This window comes from Paenibacillus solisilvae (genome assembly GCF_042656405.1).
Classification (GTDB): Bacteria; Bacillota; Bacilli; order Paenibacillales; family Paenibacillaceae; genus Paenibacillus_Z; species Paenibacillus_Z solisilvae.
Genome location: NZ_JBHSOW010000116.1, coordinates 27,551 through 43,914 on the forward strand (window position 1 = coordinate 27,551; position 16,364 = coordinate 43,914).

At 48.9% G+C, this 16,364-nt stretch carries 17 protein-coding genes; all 17 read left to right on the forward strand.

Features of this window, described 5'->3' with window-relative positions; translation table 11 throughout:
• Positions 1 to 82 precede the first annotated feature (82 nt).
• The 17 genes from ACFPYJ_RS29330 (at position 83) to ACFPYJ_RS29410 (ending at position 16,049) form a co-directional block, all read left to right on the forward strand.
• Entirely contained in the window at positions 83 to 679 is a 597-nt protein-coding gene (locus ACFPYJ_RS29330; protein WP_379191799.1) for a TerD family protein, read from the forward strand.
• Between the two features lie 37 nt (positions 680 to 716).
• Complete coding sequence (locus tag ACFPYJ_RS29335; RefSeq protein WP_379191800.1) at positions 717 to 1,292, forward strand: TerD family protein; 576 nt, start codon at positions 717 to 719, stop codon at positions 1,290 to 1,292.
• 84 nt (positions 1,293 to 1,376) lie between these two features.
• Positions 1,377 to 1,958, forward strand: a complete 582-nt coding sequence (locus tag ACFPYJ_RS29340; RefSeq protein ID WP_379191801.1) for a TerD family protein — start codon at positions 1,377 to 1,379, stop codon at positions 1,956 to 1,958.
• A gap of 34 nt (positions 1,959 to 1,992) precedes the next feature.
• Positions 1,993 to 3,258 carry a TerD family protein gene (locus tag ACFPYJ_RS29345; RefSeq protein WP_379191802.1) on the forward strand — a complete coding sequence of 422 codons (1,266 nt, stop codon included), beginning with the start codon at positions 1,993 to 1,995 and terminating at the stop codon, positions 3,256 to 3,258.
• A 24-nt stretch (positions 3,259 to 3,282) separates the two neighbouring features.
• Positions 3,283 to 4,023 carry a TerC family protein gene (locus tag ACFPYJ_RS29350; protein WP_379191803.1) on the forward strand — a complete coding sequence of 247 codons (741 nt, stop codon included), beginning with the start codon at positions 3,283 to 3,285 and terminating at the stop codon, positions 4,021 to 4,023.
• A 172-nt stretch (positions 4,024 to 4,195) separates the two neighbouring features.
• Complete coding sequence (locus tag ACFPYJ_RS29355; RefSeq protein ID WP_379191804.1) at positions 4,196 to 5,413, forward strand: HpcH/HpaI aldolase/citrate lyase family protein; 1,218 nt, start codon at positions 4,196 to 4,198, stop codon at positions 5,411 to 5,413.
• A complete protein-coding gene (locus ACFPYJ_RS29360; RefSeq protein ID WP_379191805.1) occupies positions 5,346 to 6,776 on the forward strand; it encodes a phosphoribosyltransferase family protein in 1,431 nt (476 codons plus the stop codon). Before ACFPYJ_RS29355 ends, ACFPYJ_RS29360 begins: the two co-directional genes overlap by 68 nt.
• On the forward strand, positions 6,773 to 7,924 hold the full coding sequence (locus ACFPYJ_RS29365) for a cysteine protease StiP family protein (RefSeq protein ID WP_379191806.1): 1,152 nt from the start codon (positions 6,773 to 6,775) through the stop codon (positions 7,922 to 7,924). Before ACFPYJ_RS29360 ends, ACFPYJ_RS29365 begins: the two co-directional genes overlap by 4 nt.
• On the forward strand, positions 7,921 to 8,754 hold the full coding sequence (locus tag ACFPYJ_RS29370) for an HAD family hydrolase (protein WP_379191807.1): 834 nt from the start codon (positions 7,921 to 7,923) through the stop codon (positions 8,752 to 8,754). The genes ACFPYJ_RS29365 and ACFPYJ_RS29370 overlap by 4 nt, the downstream gene beginning before the upstream one ends.
• A complete protein-coding gene (locus ACFPYJ_RS29375; RefSeq protein WP_379191808.1) occupies positions 8,751 to 9,797 on the forward strand; it encodes an ATP-grasp domain-containing protein in 1,047 nt (348 codons plus the stop codon). The genes ACFPYJ_RS29370 and ACFPYJ_RS29375 overlap by 4 nt, the downstream gene beginning before the upstream one ends.
• Positions 9,798 to 10,592: 795 nt before the next feature.
• Positions 10,593 to 11,336, forward strand: a complete 744-nt coding sequence (locus ACFPYJ_RS29380; protein WP_379191809.1) for a hypothetical protein — start codon at positions 10,593 to 10,595, stop codon at positions 11,334 to 11,336.
• 34 nt (positions 11,337 to 11,370) lie between these two features.
• Positions 11,371 to 12,474 (forward strand): toxic anion resistance protein, encoded by a 1,104-nt coding sequence (locus ACFPYJ_RS29385; protein WP_379191810.1) that lies wholly within the window; start codon positions 11,371 to 11,373, stop codon positions 12,472 to 12,474.
• A gap of 303 nt (positions 12,475 to 12,777) precedes the next feature.
• Entirely contained in the window at positions 12,778 to 13,320 is a 543-nt protein-coding gene (locus tag ACFPYJ_RS29390; protein WP_379191811.1) for a hypothetical protein, read from the forward strand.
• A gap of 156 nt (positions 13,321 to 13,476) precedes the next feature.
• On the forward strand, positions 13,477 to 13,620 hold the full coding sequence (locus ACFPYJ_RS29395) for a hypothetical protein (RefSeq protein ID WP_379191812.1): 144 nt from the start codon (positions 13,477 to 13,479) through the stop codon (positions 13,618 to 13,620).
• Positions 13,621 to 13,799: 179 nt separating this feature from the next.
• On the forward strand, positions 13,800 to 14,306 hold the full coding sequence (locus ACFPYJ_RS29400; protein ID WP_379191813.1) for a YajG family lipoprotein: 507 nt from the start codon (positions 13,800 to 13,802) through the stop codon (positions 14,304 to 14,306).
• A gap of 198 nt (positions 14,307 to 14,504) precedes the next feature.
• Complete coding sequence (locus ACFPYJ_RS29405) at positions 14,505 to 15,770, forward strand: DUF445 domain-containing protein (protein ID WP_379191814.1); 1,266 nt, start codon at positions 14,505 to 14,507, stop codon at positions 15,768 to 15,770.
• 120 nt (positions 15,771 to 15,890) lie between these two features.
• A complete protein-coding gene (locus tag ACFPYJ_RS29410) occupies positions 15,891 to 16,049 on the forward strand; it encodes a hypothetical protein (protein ID WP_379191815.1) in 159 nt (52 codons plus the stop codon).
• Positions 16,050 to 16,364: the final 315 nt, after the last annotated feature.

Sequence of the window (16,364 nt, forward strand, 5' to 3'; positions counted from 1 at the left end):
TTTAATTCTTTTGAAACGTTTTCCCGCCCATACCGTATATTTTGTAAAAGCATGTAACTACTTGAGAGGAGGTGAAGAATCAATGTCTACAATAAATCTGGTTAAGGGTCAGAAAATCGACTTAACCAAAGGCAATGCAGGGCTGACTAAGGTCGTAGTTGGTTTAGGTTGGGATCCAGTTCAACAATCACGCGGGTTCTTCGGCGGCAAGAAGCAAGCGAATATAGATTGTGATGCTTCAGCACTTCTACTTAATGAGAACAGCAAACTAACGGACGATAAGAACGTGGTTTGCTTTCATAATAAGAAGAGTCCTAACGGTGCGGTTGTGCATTCCGGCGATAATGTAACGGGCGAAGGCGCGGGCGATGACGAGCAAATCGAAATCGATTTGGTTAATCTGCCTCAGGACGTCCACAAAATCCTGGTAGTCGTTAATATTTATGATTGCGTGAACCGTAAGCAGGACTTCGGCATGATCCAGTCGGCGTACATCCGTATCCTTAACGGTTCTAACAGCAGCGAATTGATTAAATTCAATCTGACTGAAAGCTACGCCGGCAAAACAGCTCTTGTTTGCGGCGAGCTTTACCGTCATAACGGAGAATGGAAGTTTTCGGCAATCGGTGAGGGGACGCATTCCTCGCATATTAATCAATTGGCGGAACAGTATAAGTAAGTCCATTGTTCAATTATAAATTGGGAGGTTTTTAATAATGGCGATTAATTTATCCAAAGGTCAAAAGGTTGATTTGACAAAAACAAATCCAGGTTTGTCCAAAATCACAGTCGGTTTGGGCTGGGATACGAATAAATACGATGGCGGTAAAGATTTTGACCTCGACGTTTCGCTGTTCTTGACGAACGCAGCAGGCAAAGTGGAGGGCGAAAAGAACTTCGTATTCTTCAACAACCCGCAGAACGAGAACGGATCGGTTGTTCACACAGGCGATAACCGTACAGGCGATGGAGACGGGGACGATGAGCAAATCAAAATCGAGCTGGCTACTGTTCCAGCTAATGTAGAAAAGATTGCATTCACAATCACAATCTACGAAGCAACTGAGCGCAACCAAAATTTCGGACAAGTTTCCCGTGCATATGTGCGCATCGTGAATGATGTGAACAGCGAAGAAATCATTCGTTTTGACCTCGGCGAAGACTTCTCTATTGAGACAGGCGTTGTTGTCGGCGAATTGTACCGCAACAGCGGTGAATGGAAATTCAACGCAATCGGAAGCGGCTACAAAGACGGCCTCGCTGGTCTATGCCGCGATTACGGCGTTAACTAATAGCTTTCCCTCAAGGCCGCCATTCGTGGTGGCCTTATCCATACTCTATATATACCCAAAATGACCGGAGAGTAGGTATGTCCCATGACAATCAGCCTTTCTAAAGGACAGCGCATCGATCTGACGAAGACGAATCCTGGTTTAACTAAAGTTATGGTCGGTTTGGGCTGGGATACGAATAAATACAGCGGCGGCAATGATTTTGACCTGGATGCTTCAGCTTTTCTTCTTCACGAGGATGGAAAGGCTAAAGGCGCCGATGATTTTGTTTTCTACAACAATCGGAACGGCGGGTCCGGCTCCGTCATTCATACCGGCGATAACCGGACAGGTGAAGGCGATGGGGACGATGAGCAAATCGTTGTCGATTTCAGCAAAATTCCTGCTCACATTCACCGGATCGGGATTACCGTAACGATCTACGATTATCAAGCTCGCGGGCAGAACTTCGGACAAGTATCCAATGCATTCGTACGCGTAGTTGATTCGGTGACGGACCGTGAAGTGCTCCGGTTTGACCTTGGCGAGGAATTCTCGACTGAAACAGCAGTTGTATTCTGCGAGTTTTACCGTAATGGCGCGGATTGGAAGTTCCAAGCTGTCGGAAGCGGATTCGCAGGCGGTCTGAGTGCGCTCTGCAAAAACTATGGTCTCGATGCGCAATAATGCGCTTCATCATGAGCGTAAAGGGTGACAAAGAATGAGTCATGTGGTTGTCAAAGGGCAGAAAGCAGATTTGACGAAAGCTAATCCGGGTCTTACAGGTCTTACGATCGGAATCGGCTGGGAGTCCTCATCCTCTATAGAACTAGATACATCCGCTTTTCTGCTTGGTGCGAGCGGTAAAGTTGCAAGAGACGAAGATCTTATTTTCTATAATAATCCGTTAACACCGTTCATTGAGTATAAGAATGTAGAATCGGGAACCGATAAGAAGCAGTTTAAGCTTTCCCTGCCGAGAGTTCCTGATCAAGTGGAGAAGTTCGCTTTTACGTTAACGATTTATGATGGCGAGAAACGCGGGCAAAGCTTTGGACAAGTGCAGCGCGCATTCATTCGATTCATGAATGACTCAACCGGCCAGGAAGTGCTCCGGTATGATCTGGGCAACAGCTTCTCCGTTGAAACGGCAATCGTTGTAGGAGAGTTATATAAATACAATGGGGAATGGAAGTTCAATGCGGTCGGAGCAGGCTTTGCCGGCGGTCTTCAAGCGTTATGCGGGAATTTCGGTCTTGATGTAATGAATGAACCGGAACAGTCCGAGGCAGCTGCAGCCACAGAAGCACCGCCTAAACCGCAGCCCGTACCAACACCTGCACCGACTCCTCCAGCAGCGCCTGCTGCTCCAATTCAGCTCAATCTGACGAAGATTGAACTGAAGAAGAAGGGCGACAGCATTAATCTGAAGAAGTCGGCCGGCGGTCTTGGAGAGATCCTGATTAACCTCAACTGGAATCAGAAGCAGGCGAAGTCCGGCGGGTTTTTCAGCCGCGGCAGCAAGACGGTGGACCTGGATCTGGCCTGTCTATTTGAGCTGAAAAATGGGCAAAAAGGGGTTGTACAAGCCCTCGGCGATTCATTTGGTTCCTTAACACGTGCGCCTTATATTGCGCTTGATGGTGATGATCGCACAGGCTCAGTGAAGAGCGGCGAGAACCTCCGCATCAACGGCAGTAAGCTGGCGGAGATTGAACGGATTCTTGTCTTCACTTTTATCTATCAAGGGGTGACCAATTGGTCGGAAGCCGATGGTGTTGTTACCCTGAAGCAAAATGGCGGACCGGATATTGTCGTGAACATGAACGAGCATGACAATCGCAAACGGATGTGCGCCATTGCGCTGATTCGTAATGTGAACAACGAAACGTTCAGTATTGAAAGGCTGGTAGAATTCTACAGCGGCCACAAAGAAATCGACCAGGCGTATGGATTTGGCATGCGCTGGGTGGCCGGAAGTAAATAGACGTAGTCGTGGAGGCATTTTTCTATGGGTTGGTTTAGCGATTTTCTATCAAGCATCGTGGAGAACTACGGTCACTTCTTCTCTTGGAGTGAAATCGTTGCAACGATGCAGGATCCGGTTAGCTGGGGTATTATCGGCAGCTTGGTGCTGCTGGAAGGGCTGTTATCCGCGGATAACGCGCTCGTTCTGGCCGTTATGGTTCGACATTTGCCGAAAGATCAGCAGAAGAAGGCACTTTTCTATGGACTTCTCGGTGCTTATGTTTTCAGGTTCATTGCGATTGGACTTGGAACCTTCCTCGTAAAATTCACGTTAATTAAAGTGCTTGGCGCCTTGTATTTGTTCTACATCGCATACAAAGGGCTGTTCAAGGGCGGCGAAGAAGGAGAAGCCGAGAACAAGGGCGCTTCTTTCTGGAAAACTGTACTGATGGTAGAATTAATGGACATCGCATTCAGTATCGATAGCGTAGTTGCTGCTTTCGGTCTGAGCGACGAAGTATGGGTGTTGTTCCTCGGCGGTATTCTAGGCGTCCTTATGATGCGTGGTGTGGCGCAGGTCTTCCTCAAGCTGATCGAGAAGGTGCCGGAGCTTGAGAAAACAGCGTTCCTGCTGATCGCGCTTATTGCTGCTAAGATGCTTGGTGGCGCCTTCGGCTTCCACTTATCGAACATTATTTTCTTCATCATCTTGATTGTTGTGTTTGTCGGAACAATCGTCTACAGCTCGGTTCGCAAGAAGAATCAAGCAGGTAAAGAAGTTTAAAACATGCATGAATTCACCTAGATAGAGACAAGATGAAATCCCTCCAGCTGCCTTCGCGAAAGCTACCCCGAAGGTTTCTATCAAGGAGGGATTTCGTCTCTCTGGCGGGTTATTAAGATAGTGTAAAGCGTGAACAATAGAGAGATGCATAGGGGAAAAGGAGGAGAAAGCAATGAAACAATTTGATTATTTAACACAAGAAGAAACGGAACACCTATTTTTCTCTCCTCCTATCGATTTTAATAACCATACCGAGAAAGATTTGCTTGCCCACGCTATTGGAGCGGCCTTGTATATGCCGGCTACTAGAGAGACAATAGCAGAAGATGTATTGAACCGAAAGCATGAAGGACTAGCCTCTATCGTAATTGACTTGGAAGACGCTGTCGGCGATCTTCAGATCGAGCTTGCGGAGGAGACGCTGATTCAGCAGCTGGACCGGATTGAGTATCATGTGGTGACCGGAGAGCTGTCGAAGGATCATGTTCCGCTGCTCTTTATCCGGGTTCGCTCAGTAGATCAATTGAAGCGGATGATCTCACAGATGGAAGAAACGAATTCACTCATTACCGGCTTTGTACTGCCTAAGTTCACAGAAGAGAACGGCTGGGCGTATTTCCATGAAATCGAGCATTATAACAAACACAGAGCGGCATCTGCTTCCGTCTTATACGGACTTCCTATATTGGAAAGCGCCTCTGTCATCTACCGGGAGAGCAGAGTCGAATCTCTCATTGGGATTAAAAAAATATTAGAAACGTACCGCCAGTACGTTCTGAATGTTAGAATCGGTGCGACGGACTTCTCCAGCTTATTTGGCCTCAGACGCAGCCCGGACAGCACGATTTATGATATAGCGCCTATACGTGATTGCATAGCTGATATTATTAATATCTTCGGACGCGTCGATTCCGGACATGTCATCTCAGGACCGGTGTGGGAATATTTCTCGAACCGGGAGAGAGTGCTTAAACCACAACTACGATTAACACCGTTCGAGGAGGCGCTGGGCAAGCCTGGACGTGATCTGAGAACGAAGTATATAACGAATGCCTTGGATGGGCTCATCCGCGAGGTCATTCTGGATAAGGAAAACGGGATTATCGGAAAAACGATCATCCATCCGACACATATTAAACCCGTTCACGCCCTCTATGCGGTCACGCATGAGGAATATGTGGATGCCATGAGCATTGTCATCAATAATGATGGTTTGCGCGGCGTGATGAAGAGTGAGTATGCCAACAAAATGAATGAAATAAAACCGCATTTGAATTGGGCCAACAGGATCCTTTTCAGGTCGAAAATCTACGGGGTGTTACATGAACAACAGCACTTTATCGGACTCTTGCCCGAGCACGCACAAGCATACGTTTCCTATTCTGGGTAATCTGCAGGTTACCGTTACACCGACCTATAATCCTTTCAATCTGCCCCTTGATGTCTTATTCTCGATGGCTGCCCGCATTAACAAGAAACGATCTTTTCTATTCGTGAGCAAGGTGCTGGGCAAGCATATCCCCGTTCATCCTTATACCTCGATGCTTAGCGGTGCCTCTCTGGCGCTTCTGTTATATCGGGAATTGATAGGGCGCGAGTATCAAGCACAGACAGATGCGCTGCTGGAGCAGGCTATTCAGGGGCTGCGTAATCCGGAGCTTGCGGAAGAAGCCTATAAGAAGATTATCCATGCACAGCTGTCATCGCCCGTGCCGCTGCAGTTTATCGGATTTGCCGAAACGGCTACGGCGCTCGGACACAGCGTATACGAGGTGTTTGCCGATCAGGCAGCGTATATCCATACGACCAGAGAGGATCTGCCTGCTCTGACATCTGTCATTAACTTCGATGAGGAGCATTCCCATGCGGTTGCCCACCGCTGTTACGCAAGGCATTCCGGCTTGCTGACAGGCGAGGAAATCGTCGTACTGGTAGATGATGAAATGACGACCGGGAAGACGTCGCTTAATATCATTCGCGATATGCAGGCGAAATTTCCGCGCAGCACGTACTTTGTGGCAAGTCTGCTGGATTGGCGCACGGAGCAGGATGAAGCGGCTTATGCAGCGCTGGAAGCGGAGCTTGGTATTGCGATTAAGCCGCTTTGTCTGTTGAAGGGCAGCATGAGTATAGAAGGCGCAGTCGAGTTGAAGCCATCGGACACAGCGCTGCCGGATGGACGCGGCGATGCACGAGTGAATGTCTTGCATATGGGGGAGATCTTCCCATCCATTGAGGCCGCTTCTGTCGATTCGGCCGGACAATTAAATGACTCTCCATATTTGCTGGCTACCGGACGATTCGGAATGAGGTCGCAGGACAATGCAGCGGCGGCCGTTCAGATAACCGAGATTGCCCGGAGACTTCGGGGAATGCGTACGCGTGAGGATTCACATACACTTGTTATGGGAACAGGCGAATTTATGTATGTTCCTATGCGAATTGCAGCGGAAATGGGCGGGAATGTGGTCTATCAGTCCACAACCAGAAGCCCTATTCACCCAAGCCGCGGGCCTGAATATGGCATACAAAGCGGGTATGGCTACCCTTCACCGGATGATCCGGGCACACGTAACTTTGTTTATAACGTCGATCCGGATCAATACGAAGACATTTTTATTTTATTCGAGCGAGATGTGCCGCCAGAGAGGGCTGAGCCATTCATTAATCTCGTTAAGAAGCTGGCTAAGGTTAATGTTCATTTGATATTCTTTACCGGCAAGCGACATGATTGGAAGGTGCTGAACGCATGAATGAAGCGTTATTGGAACGTATTCGCAAAAAAGCTATAGCAGCTCCCGAGCCTTTAGGCAGCTATCCGCCAACTGATGTAACTTTCCTGCTGAAGGATTTAAGTCAGGTACAGCTGGAGAGACCGACCGAGGACAGAGAAGAAGCGATTCAATCCGGCACGCATTATTCAGAGATGCTTCCTGTTGAGTACCAGCCTACGGAAGACTATATTCAACTGTTTCATGATACGCTTGTTCATTCCGCTTCCAAAGTCGCCCGTGCTGCGGCTGTGGCTGCTGAGCTGATTGTAAGTAATAGAGGCCTGAATGTCGTATTGGTGTCGCTTGCCAGGGCGGGCACGCCAATTGGGATTCTGATCAAGCGCTACATTGAAATGAAATATAAAGTAACCGTGCCTCATTACAGCATCTCGATTATCCGCGGTAAAGGCATCGACGAGAATGCATTGCTGTATATGCTTCAGCGGCATGGCGTAGATGCACCGCTCCAATTCGTAGACGGCTGGACGGGTAAGGGGGCTATTCGCGGCGTACTGAATGAGGCATGCGAGAGTTTCGAAGCCCAGTACGGCATTAGGCTGAATGATGATTTGGCCGTATTGGCCGATCCGGGACATTGCTGCGAAACCTACGGAACGCGCGAGGATTTCTTGATTCCGAGCGCTTGCTTGAATTCTACCGTATCGGGTCTGATGAGCAGAACGGTGCTGCGGGATGATTTGATCGGTCCGGATGATTTTCATGGGGCGAAGTTCTATCGGGAATGGCTGCCGCTGGATGTATCGAATCTGTTTGTCAACCAGATTGTCTCGAATTATTTTGCACTTACCGAAGAAGCCCGGGAGATTGCCAATGGAATGCTGGTAAATCCAGAGCCAGTGACATGGAAAGGCTTGCAGGATATTAAAGCCATTCAGACTTTCTATGGTATCGATGACGTGAACCTGGTCAAGCCGGGTGTTGGGGAAACGACGAGGGTGCTGCTGCGGAGAGTTCCTTGGAAAATACTCGTTGACCGGCTGGATAATCCGAATTTAACGCATATTCTAATGCTTGCTAATGATCGCAGTGTACCGGTTGAAGTCTTTCCGGGACTCACTTATTCCTGCTGCGGCATCATCAAACCGCTGGGGAGGGAAACGGAATGATTTATGCAAGTGATTTGGACCAAACGTTGATTTATTCGACTCGCTCGATGGGCGTGCCGGCAGATTCGCCAGGTCTCATCGCGGCTGAGCAGGCAGAGGGCAAAACCTTATCTTATATCTCTCAAGAAGCGTTGTCGCTCTTAAGCAGGCTTCAGACGGACGCTATATTCGTGCCCGTCACAACGAGAACGATCAAGCAATATGAACGGATCCATTTATTTCAAGGCGCCATTCGCCCTGCATATGCAATCATGAGCAATGGCGGCAATATTATGGTGAACGGGATCGTGGATGAGCTGTGGAATCGCGGGATCCGCAGGAAGGTGCAGCAGGGTGCTGCATCCGCACAAGAGGCAAGAGCGATTTTTGACCCCATTATGAATGAGGAATGGGTAGTCGGCGAGCGGTTCTGTGATGAGCTGTTCTTCGCTTTTGTGATTCAGCGTGACCGGATGCCTCTCGAAGCCGTGCTTGAGAAAGCAGAGATTGCTCGGGCTCTCGGTTGGGAAGTTTCGATTCAGGGCCGGAAGATCTACCTCGTGCCTGCTGCTGTAAACAAGCGGGAGGCGATTGAGCATATCCGCAGCATGCATCCTGGGCTTCCGCTTATTGCGTCGGGAGACTCTATCCTAGATAGATGCCTATTGGATGCTGCTGATTATGCGATCGCGCCAAGGCATGGAGAGCTGTACAACGAGCAGCAGCGTAATCCTTCCTGTACAGCCTATCGGTTTACGAAGCATTCCGGCGTTTTTGCGGCGGATGAAATATTGGGTTATGTACACGAGGTGTACAGAGATACTAGAGCGCTGGAGGATGTATCGAGATGAAGAAGATGAAAATTTATTTTAACCGCTGGTTCTCCGTTGCTTTCCACTACATGAATGCCATCCGCAATAATGAGGACGGCGTTCAGTTCGAAATTTACGGCACTCATCCGGATCCTCGTCATATGTCCCTGCAGGGCTGCGACCATGCGGAGGTTGAGCCTGCGCTGCAGGGCTTGGAATACGTCGAGTGGTGCGTGGAGTTCTGCCGTCGTCACCAGATCGATGTGTTTATCCCGCGTCTGCGGATGTTCCACATCTCTAAGCATGTGCATCTATTCGATGCTATTGGGACGAAAGTGATCGTCTGCCGGGATACCGAGCTGCTGGAGAAGCTGATGGAGAAGGATAAATTCTATGAATCTGTAGCAGAGACCGGCATTATGACAGTGCCTGCGTATCATGTAGTGAATAATGCGGCGGATTTCAAGAAGGCTTATGAGGATTTAACTGGACGCGGCCTTCGCGTGTGCTTCAAGCCGACGAATTCGGAAGGCGGCCTTGGCTTCCGCATTATTGATAATAACCGTAATCCGCTTCAGGAGCTGTTTGGCCATGTGACCAAATGGATTTCTTTTGACGAGGCTTATAAGGTTCTCTCCAGTCAGGAAACATTCCAGGATGTGATGGTCATGGAGCTGCTGGAAGGGTTCGAATACAGCATTGACTGTCTGTCAGATGCGGAAGGCAATTTGCTTGCTGCTGTTCCTCGCCGTAAGGCGGGAGGCCGTCTTCGTCTGCTCGATGACAAGCCGGAGCTGCTCGAAATCGCTAAGCGAGTCGCACAAACGTACCGGATTCCTTATAACTTCAACATTCAGATGAAATATAGCGGGGATACGCCAAAGCTGCTGGAAATAAATCCGCGGATGTCCGGCGGCCTGCACGTTACCTGTTTATCGGGTGTTAACTTCCCATATTTGGCGGTAAAGCTGGCGCTTGGCGGCAAGGTTGCTCCGCAAACGCCTGAATACGGCATATTGGCCAGCCATATTGAGCAGCCGATGAAGATGAGAACAGCCGCAGAAACAGCTAAAACGCTGTAAGGCAGCTTAACCAGCTTATGCTGCAAGGGTAAGTGGAAGAGGAAGATGAACAGGGTAAGAGTAAGAACTGAGAGTGCGAATCGAGAAAGAACAGTGCATAGAGGATGAACAGAGTAAAAGCAAGAACAGTGCAGAGCATAGAGGATGAACAGAGTATAAGAAAGGTCAGAGTACGAATCGAGAAAGAACAGTGCAGGGCAATGAGGATGAACAGAGTAAATGCAAGGACAGAGTAGAAGCAGGAGCTAACAGGCAATTGCAATCACATACTCGGAAGCATAGTGGAGATGAAACGGCGTAAGCCGTTTTTTCTTTTTTAAGAGGACAAATCCAAAACCCGTCGGCTATAGTGGATTTGATCCAGTATAAAAACCATATTATTACTGTTTGGATAGCTATACTGGATTATTGCACCTAAATGAGCCTGAAAAGGGCTTTTGAAGCACAATAGTGATTTTTTAAGTGGAAAAATCCAGTTTAGCTCGTCAAATAGAGGCGATTAATCGAAAATAAGTGGAAAAATCCACTATAGCCGGCAGGAGGTTGTAGTTATGCGCGAGGGAACGAGGCTGAGACAACAGCTTGTCTGCTGCTTGGAAGTGAGATTAATATGAGCAATCCTTGCGCTGCCTCATGTATTCAGCGCAGCACACTTTTTTCTTTATTTGACACGGCTTCTTTGAATTTCTACAATACTAGTAAGCGCTGTATGTTTATAATGGGAATAGAGTTTGCGATATAATCTGCATCGATTGCATGCCGAATAAAGTTAATGTCTTAAGGGGGTTATGGCCAGTGATTTTTCGTACGAAGATGGTAGTAGCCGCTGCAATTGGCTATCTTATTGCCGTCATAACCAGTCCGGTGGTGCCTGAGCTTGTCTCATTAGTGATGCCAGTCGTTGGCGCTGCGATCGGCAGCTTCATACCTTCGAAGAAGAAATCACAGCTGGATCAGCCTGCTGCTGCTGCTGCGTCTAATTCTGCTAATGCACCGCAAGCTGCGCCTGCTGCCAAGGCTCAACAATTGGCAGATGTTCAAACAAGCGCGTCGTCTGCCCCGTTTCAAACGGACAAGCCAGGTGCTGAGAACGGGGGCAGCTCCGGCAAACCAACCTCCAGCCGTCAATCCGAGATTCATCCGGAATTTGCCCCGGTTGTGGAGTATTTGAATGTGTTGGAGGATATGATGATATCTGAAGGCCAGCAGAATTCGCTGGATAATGAAATTGTGGAGAAATCCCTGGCTTTATTCGCGCGTTTGCACAGGGTCATACCACCGCTTCAGGAGCTTAATAACGCAGATGTTAATCATACGGTTAGAAGACTGATTTTGAAAGATTTGAATGGATTCATTAATCCGTTTCTGCGACTAAGCGGGGAAGCGAAGACCAAGAACCGCAGAACGTTGTTAAACGGGCTGAGGGATGTGGATGCGAAGATCTCTGACATCGTGTCCACCATTGAGCACAAGGACTTGCTTGAGCTTCAAATGAAGGCGGAACTTATTCACCAGCGTTACAGCAGTTCCGAATACTAACGTATCCCAATAATAAGGGCAGGAGTGATTCGATATGGCGGTTCAATTGGTGCAGTTGAAGCAAGAGGATGAGCAAAAGGTCGTGCAGGAAGCCACCCAGCTCATTCAAAAGGTTGCGAATACCGATACGATGACGCTCGATCCGCTTATGGACGAAATCGGCAAGCTCGGCATGAAGACGCAGGAGAAGGCCGGACAAACGCTCAAAATGCTGGATCGTCCCGTCAATGATCTCATGACGGGCAACCGTGCTGAAGTGTCGAACATGATTCTGAAGCTGCGCGATGAGTGCGAGAGCCTGCAGCAGAGCAAGAACGTCAACTTCTTCGGCAAGCTCCTTCGCAAGAGTCCGCTCAAGAACTATATTTACAAATATCAATCCGTCCGCACGAACGTGGATGCGATCCTTACGGGTCTAAGAGACGGGAAGGACCATCTCGAAGAAAATATTGTGAACATGAGGCAGCTCAAACGCGCCTCCATCGAAGAGATTTATACGCTGCAGACGAAAATTGCCCTTGGCAATAAGCTGAAGGATCTCTTTGAGGTGGAGATTGCCAAGCCTGAGAATGAGACGCGCAAGGCTCACCTGGAGCGGGGGTTAAGGAAAGTGGTCACGCGGATCCAATCCATGACCGAAATGATCATGCTGTATAACCAAGCGATTGCCGCAACGGATATCATTAACGACAATAATGATAAATTGATTGATTCCGTTAACAATGCCGTCGATAAAACGGCGAATCTGATTACGGTTTCAGCCATGATTGCGATGGCGCTTAATGATCAGGAGAAGGTCATTGCAGCGGTTGATGCGACGAACAAGACGATCGAGGATCAATTCAAGGAAAATGCCCGCCTGCTTCGCACGACAACGGAAAAAACGAATGAGCTGTTGTCGAAGCCGGCCATGTCACTGGAGTCCGTCAATACAGCCATTGCCGATCTGATGGCGGCTATCGACTCCTCGGAGCAGTCGAATCGCAAAATCATTGACAGCTGTAATGATTACACGAATAAAATGACGACGATTAATGCGCAGATGAGCAGCCGGCTCGGACTGAATGAAGCGGCTAAACCGGCAGCGGCCATTCCACAATCGGCGGTAGCGAGCGAAATGAGCGAGATTTTGAAATAAAAGGTCGTCCTGCACTCATATCTGGCACCGCTCCCTCATAAATTATGGTAAAGTATTCATCGCCAAAGTGAGGGTCGCCCATGATTCTTCCTGTGATTTTGGGATGTCTGATAATTGTGCTTATGGTGGTAGCCAGCAGTGAGAGAGCAGAGACGATCGCGGAATTGAATGATTAACGGATGACTTGAGCCAGCCCCGGATCTTCGGGGTTTTTTGTTGCAATGAGCGCCTCCGGCCTATCCTAACCATTCTCAATTTGATAGAATTAGAGGAATAATATGGTTAAAAGGGGGCCGTATACGCATGGTGGAGTTTACATTTGAGATCATGGATGATTCCAAGATCAATATTCAGTATCAGTACGGCAGTGCTTGGTTTACCTTCAACTTATTTCTCAATCAAGGGGTATGGACGCTGCATCCTTTCGATGGCATTCTATTGCAAAATAAAGATATGTGCAGCCTCGTCATTGCGGAGCTTTTCAAAAATAAAGATTATCATGTCATGCTGGCCAGAGAGAATATCCCGCTATCTGAGCTGCGGACTTCGATCGATATGCAGTCCCCGCAGGAGCGGAGGCGTATCCGGACTGAGCGTAAACCGGAACCGGATCACGGGCCTTCGGATGAGATGACGGATTTTATTGAGGCGCACAGTTTTAATGATGTGCTTAATCTGGAACTGGATCAGGTGCAGCAGCGGGTTGCTTTTTTTCAGGAGATCCTGCATCGGATGTTTATGGACGGTTATGGTCCGGAGGATACAGATTTTACGAGGGTCCAGGCTTTGGTGAAGGTCTACAAAGAGACCCTAGAAGGGCTTCGGGACATTGGAGATAAGCGGTAACGCGGATCGAAGAGATTCTGCGAAGAGATGGCAGCTCATGCATGCTTGAATACATAAAACTGATATTCCTCCCAGATTCCGCTGTATAGACACTGCTCGAAGTGTGCAAACTTAGAGTAACTGACATGTAGGCTGAGGAGAATGGAGGGGAAGCAAATGAGCTATAAGCCAGCAGAGCTGAACGGGGATTTAGTGAACCAACTGCAGCAGTTCGAGCAAGATTTGCAAAAGCAGACGTCGGGCAATATCGTGGTCATTGCCTATGAGTACGAACCGGATGGGGAGAAGTCTCAAGCTTAAGCATCCCAGTAAAGCATGGGACACATAGGGATCGATGAACAGCAGGCTGACCGTTAAGGTTGGGCTGTTGTTTTGTTGTTTGTTTGTGGAAGGAAAGCGGACTATTCGTTATTTGTTAATGCCGCTGCGGTCATGGTATTGTTATATAATGATCATTTTGGCTTAGAAGGAGAAATACCGTGAGGAAATTAGCATTAATTACGCTTATCACGCTTGTAGGCTTTACTCTGATGCTTTCTGCTTGCAGCTCGAAGCCGCAATCAACGCCGTTATCTTTTGTGGATACCGTGGAGAGCACGGATTTGACCATGGAGAAAGGCGGAACTGTCGCTTTGGGTGTTACGGAGAAGAGCCTGGTGGACAAGCTGGGGAAACCGGAGCGTACGCTCAACCAGGGCAATAGGGATTTTCTAATTATGTATGAGGATTATCAATATACGTCACGTGATGATAGAATCATAGGTTATTCCTTCGGGCCGCAGGCAGCAACCGCGAAGCAGGTAAAGGTTGGAGACCGCATGGAGGATGTTGCCGCCAAATATGGAGATTCCTATTACACGAGAGAGCAGGGGAACATTTCGTTCCATGGCTATATCGATAAGAAGAATAAATGGGTGCTTGAATTTGTCGTCAAGGAAGACCGGGTATCGGCAATTATCATGAGCGAATTATCTTATTATGAATAGTTCATGCGAAAATAGAAAAAGCTTGGCTCCGCTCAGGAAGAACGGAACCAAGCTTTTTTAACGATCATCATGCGTCTGGAATGCACCGCGGCTCTGCTTCCGGCTGCCTTGAACACGGCGTGAGAGTCTGCAGGGCTATTATTTTGATAAGATTACCGCGAAGTGGTATGGTGTAAGTAGCGATAACGGAGGGATAACATGGCAACTACAACTTCAGCAAAAAAAAATAGACGGCTTGCAGGCGGATCGTTAGCGGTAATGGCGGCAGGATTCGCGGCAACACTGCCTTTCCCAGGCGGGGCTTCCGGCCTTCTCCATTCCGGATTCGAGGCCGGAGTTATCGGCGGCTTGGCGGACTGGTTCGCAGTGACCGCCTTATTCCGGCATCCGCTTGGCATACCTATTCCGCATACCGCACTCCTGCCGCGTAATCGCAAGAAGATGTCGGAAGGGATTGTGGCGGTCGTTCAGAATCGACTGCTGGCCAAGGAAAGCATCATTGAGAAGCTGTCGCAGATAGAGCTGGCGGCGCAGCTGCTGCCGGCAGTCCGCAATGCGCTGAAGTCTACTGTCTACAGTGAGAGGCTGCCTTACTATCTGGAGCAAGCGCTGCGGGGAATTGATACAGACAAGGTCGTTCCGCTCGTGTCGGGTGAAATTCGCGGCGCTGTTCAGCGTATAGATCTGGGTGCACTGCTGCACCAGCTGATCCATAAAGCGGCAGAGGACGGAACGGATGAGCGGATCTTCGATTTGCTTCTGGAGCGTGCGCAGACCTGGGCGAGAACGGATGAGCTTCGCCGGCAGCTGGGCGTCACAGCCATGCAGCTTCTTAAGGGCTTGAACTTAGGCGGGCTTATGCAGTTTGCAGTCAATGCATTCATTGGATATTTGGATGAGGATAAGCTCGGCACGATGATTCAGGGCTTCCTTCTGACAAAGATTGCAGAGCTTAAGGTTCCTTACACCGAGCAGCGTGTCGCTCTAATCAACGGTTTGCGCAGCGGATTAAGCCAGCTGGTAGAACGCCTGACAGAGACGGGGCAACTGGATGCCATCCGCGATGGCTTGTTGGACTCGCTTCAGCTGGACGAGAAAATTGCCGGGATGATCGAGGCTTGGCGCGAGAAGGGCGTGGAATTTATCCAGTCCGAATCGTTCTCGGATACGGTCTGGCCTGTCATCGAGCGCTTCATTGACCGTTTGGAGGAGAACCAGGACCTGCTCATGGAAGCGGAGCAATGGATGAAGCAGCAGGTAAGTACGATGATTGAACGCAATCATGATAAGATCGGGACATTCGTAAAGGAAAATATAGATCGGCTGGATAATGATCAATTAGTAGAGCTGATCGAAGATAAGGTGGGCCAGGACCTGCAGTGGATTCGTGTCAACGGTGCGTTATGCGGGTTCTTAATCGGTATTGTGCTTCGAATTATCGAGCAGGTGAGCGGTTACTTCTAACCTTTGCCGCAGGACGTGTTTAGGAACGAAGTCGTTCAGTTAGCTCCAAGCAGGGGATATTCCCAGGCTCGGAGCTTTTTTTCATGAAACAAGGCATGTCGAGCAGGGGGTTCCCGCAAAGTGGTTCGAGAATCCGCAGCAGACGTGGACGCGGCCGGTTCAATCCGGGGGCACTGCCATGTGTTCGGATCGCGCAGCTCCCCGTGCCACACTTCGCGCCGGAGCAGGTTCACCCTGTATCTGCCTTGGAAAAAAGCCGCTGAAGGGATTTATCCGTGATTGGTGGTGCCAGGCAGCCGTGCTGTAGTCAGCTGTTTTGGCGTAAGAACGCTGGAAGCTGCCTGCTATCGGTTTTGGCGTAAGAACGCTGGAGGCTGCCTGCTGCCTGTTTTGGCGTAAGAACGCTGGAAGCTGCCTGCTGTCAGGGCTGCAGACTGTGGGGCTATACTGGAAAATATACAGCTATTCGCAGTGAATCCTGCTATTGCGGGATCTATACTGGATATTTCCACTTAGATAAGCAGTTTTGAGCTTATGTCAATATAGTAGACACAACTTTATGAAACCTGGAGTTGCTCGTAATAGCTTTTTTCG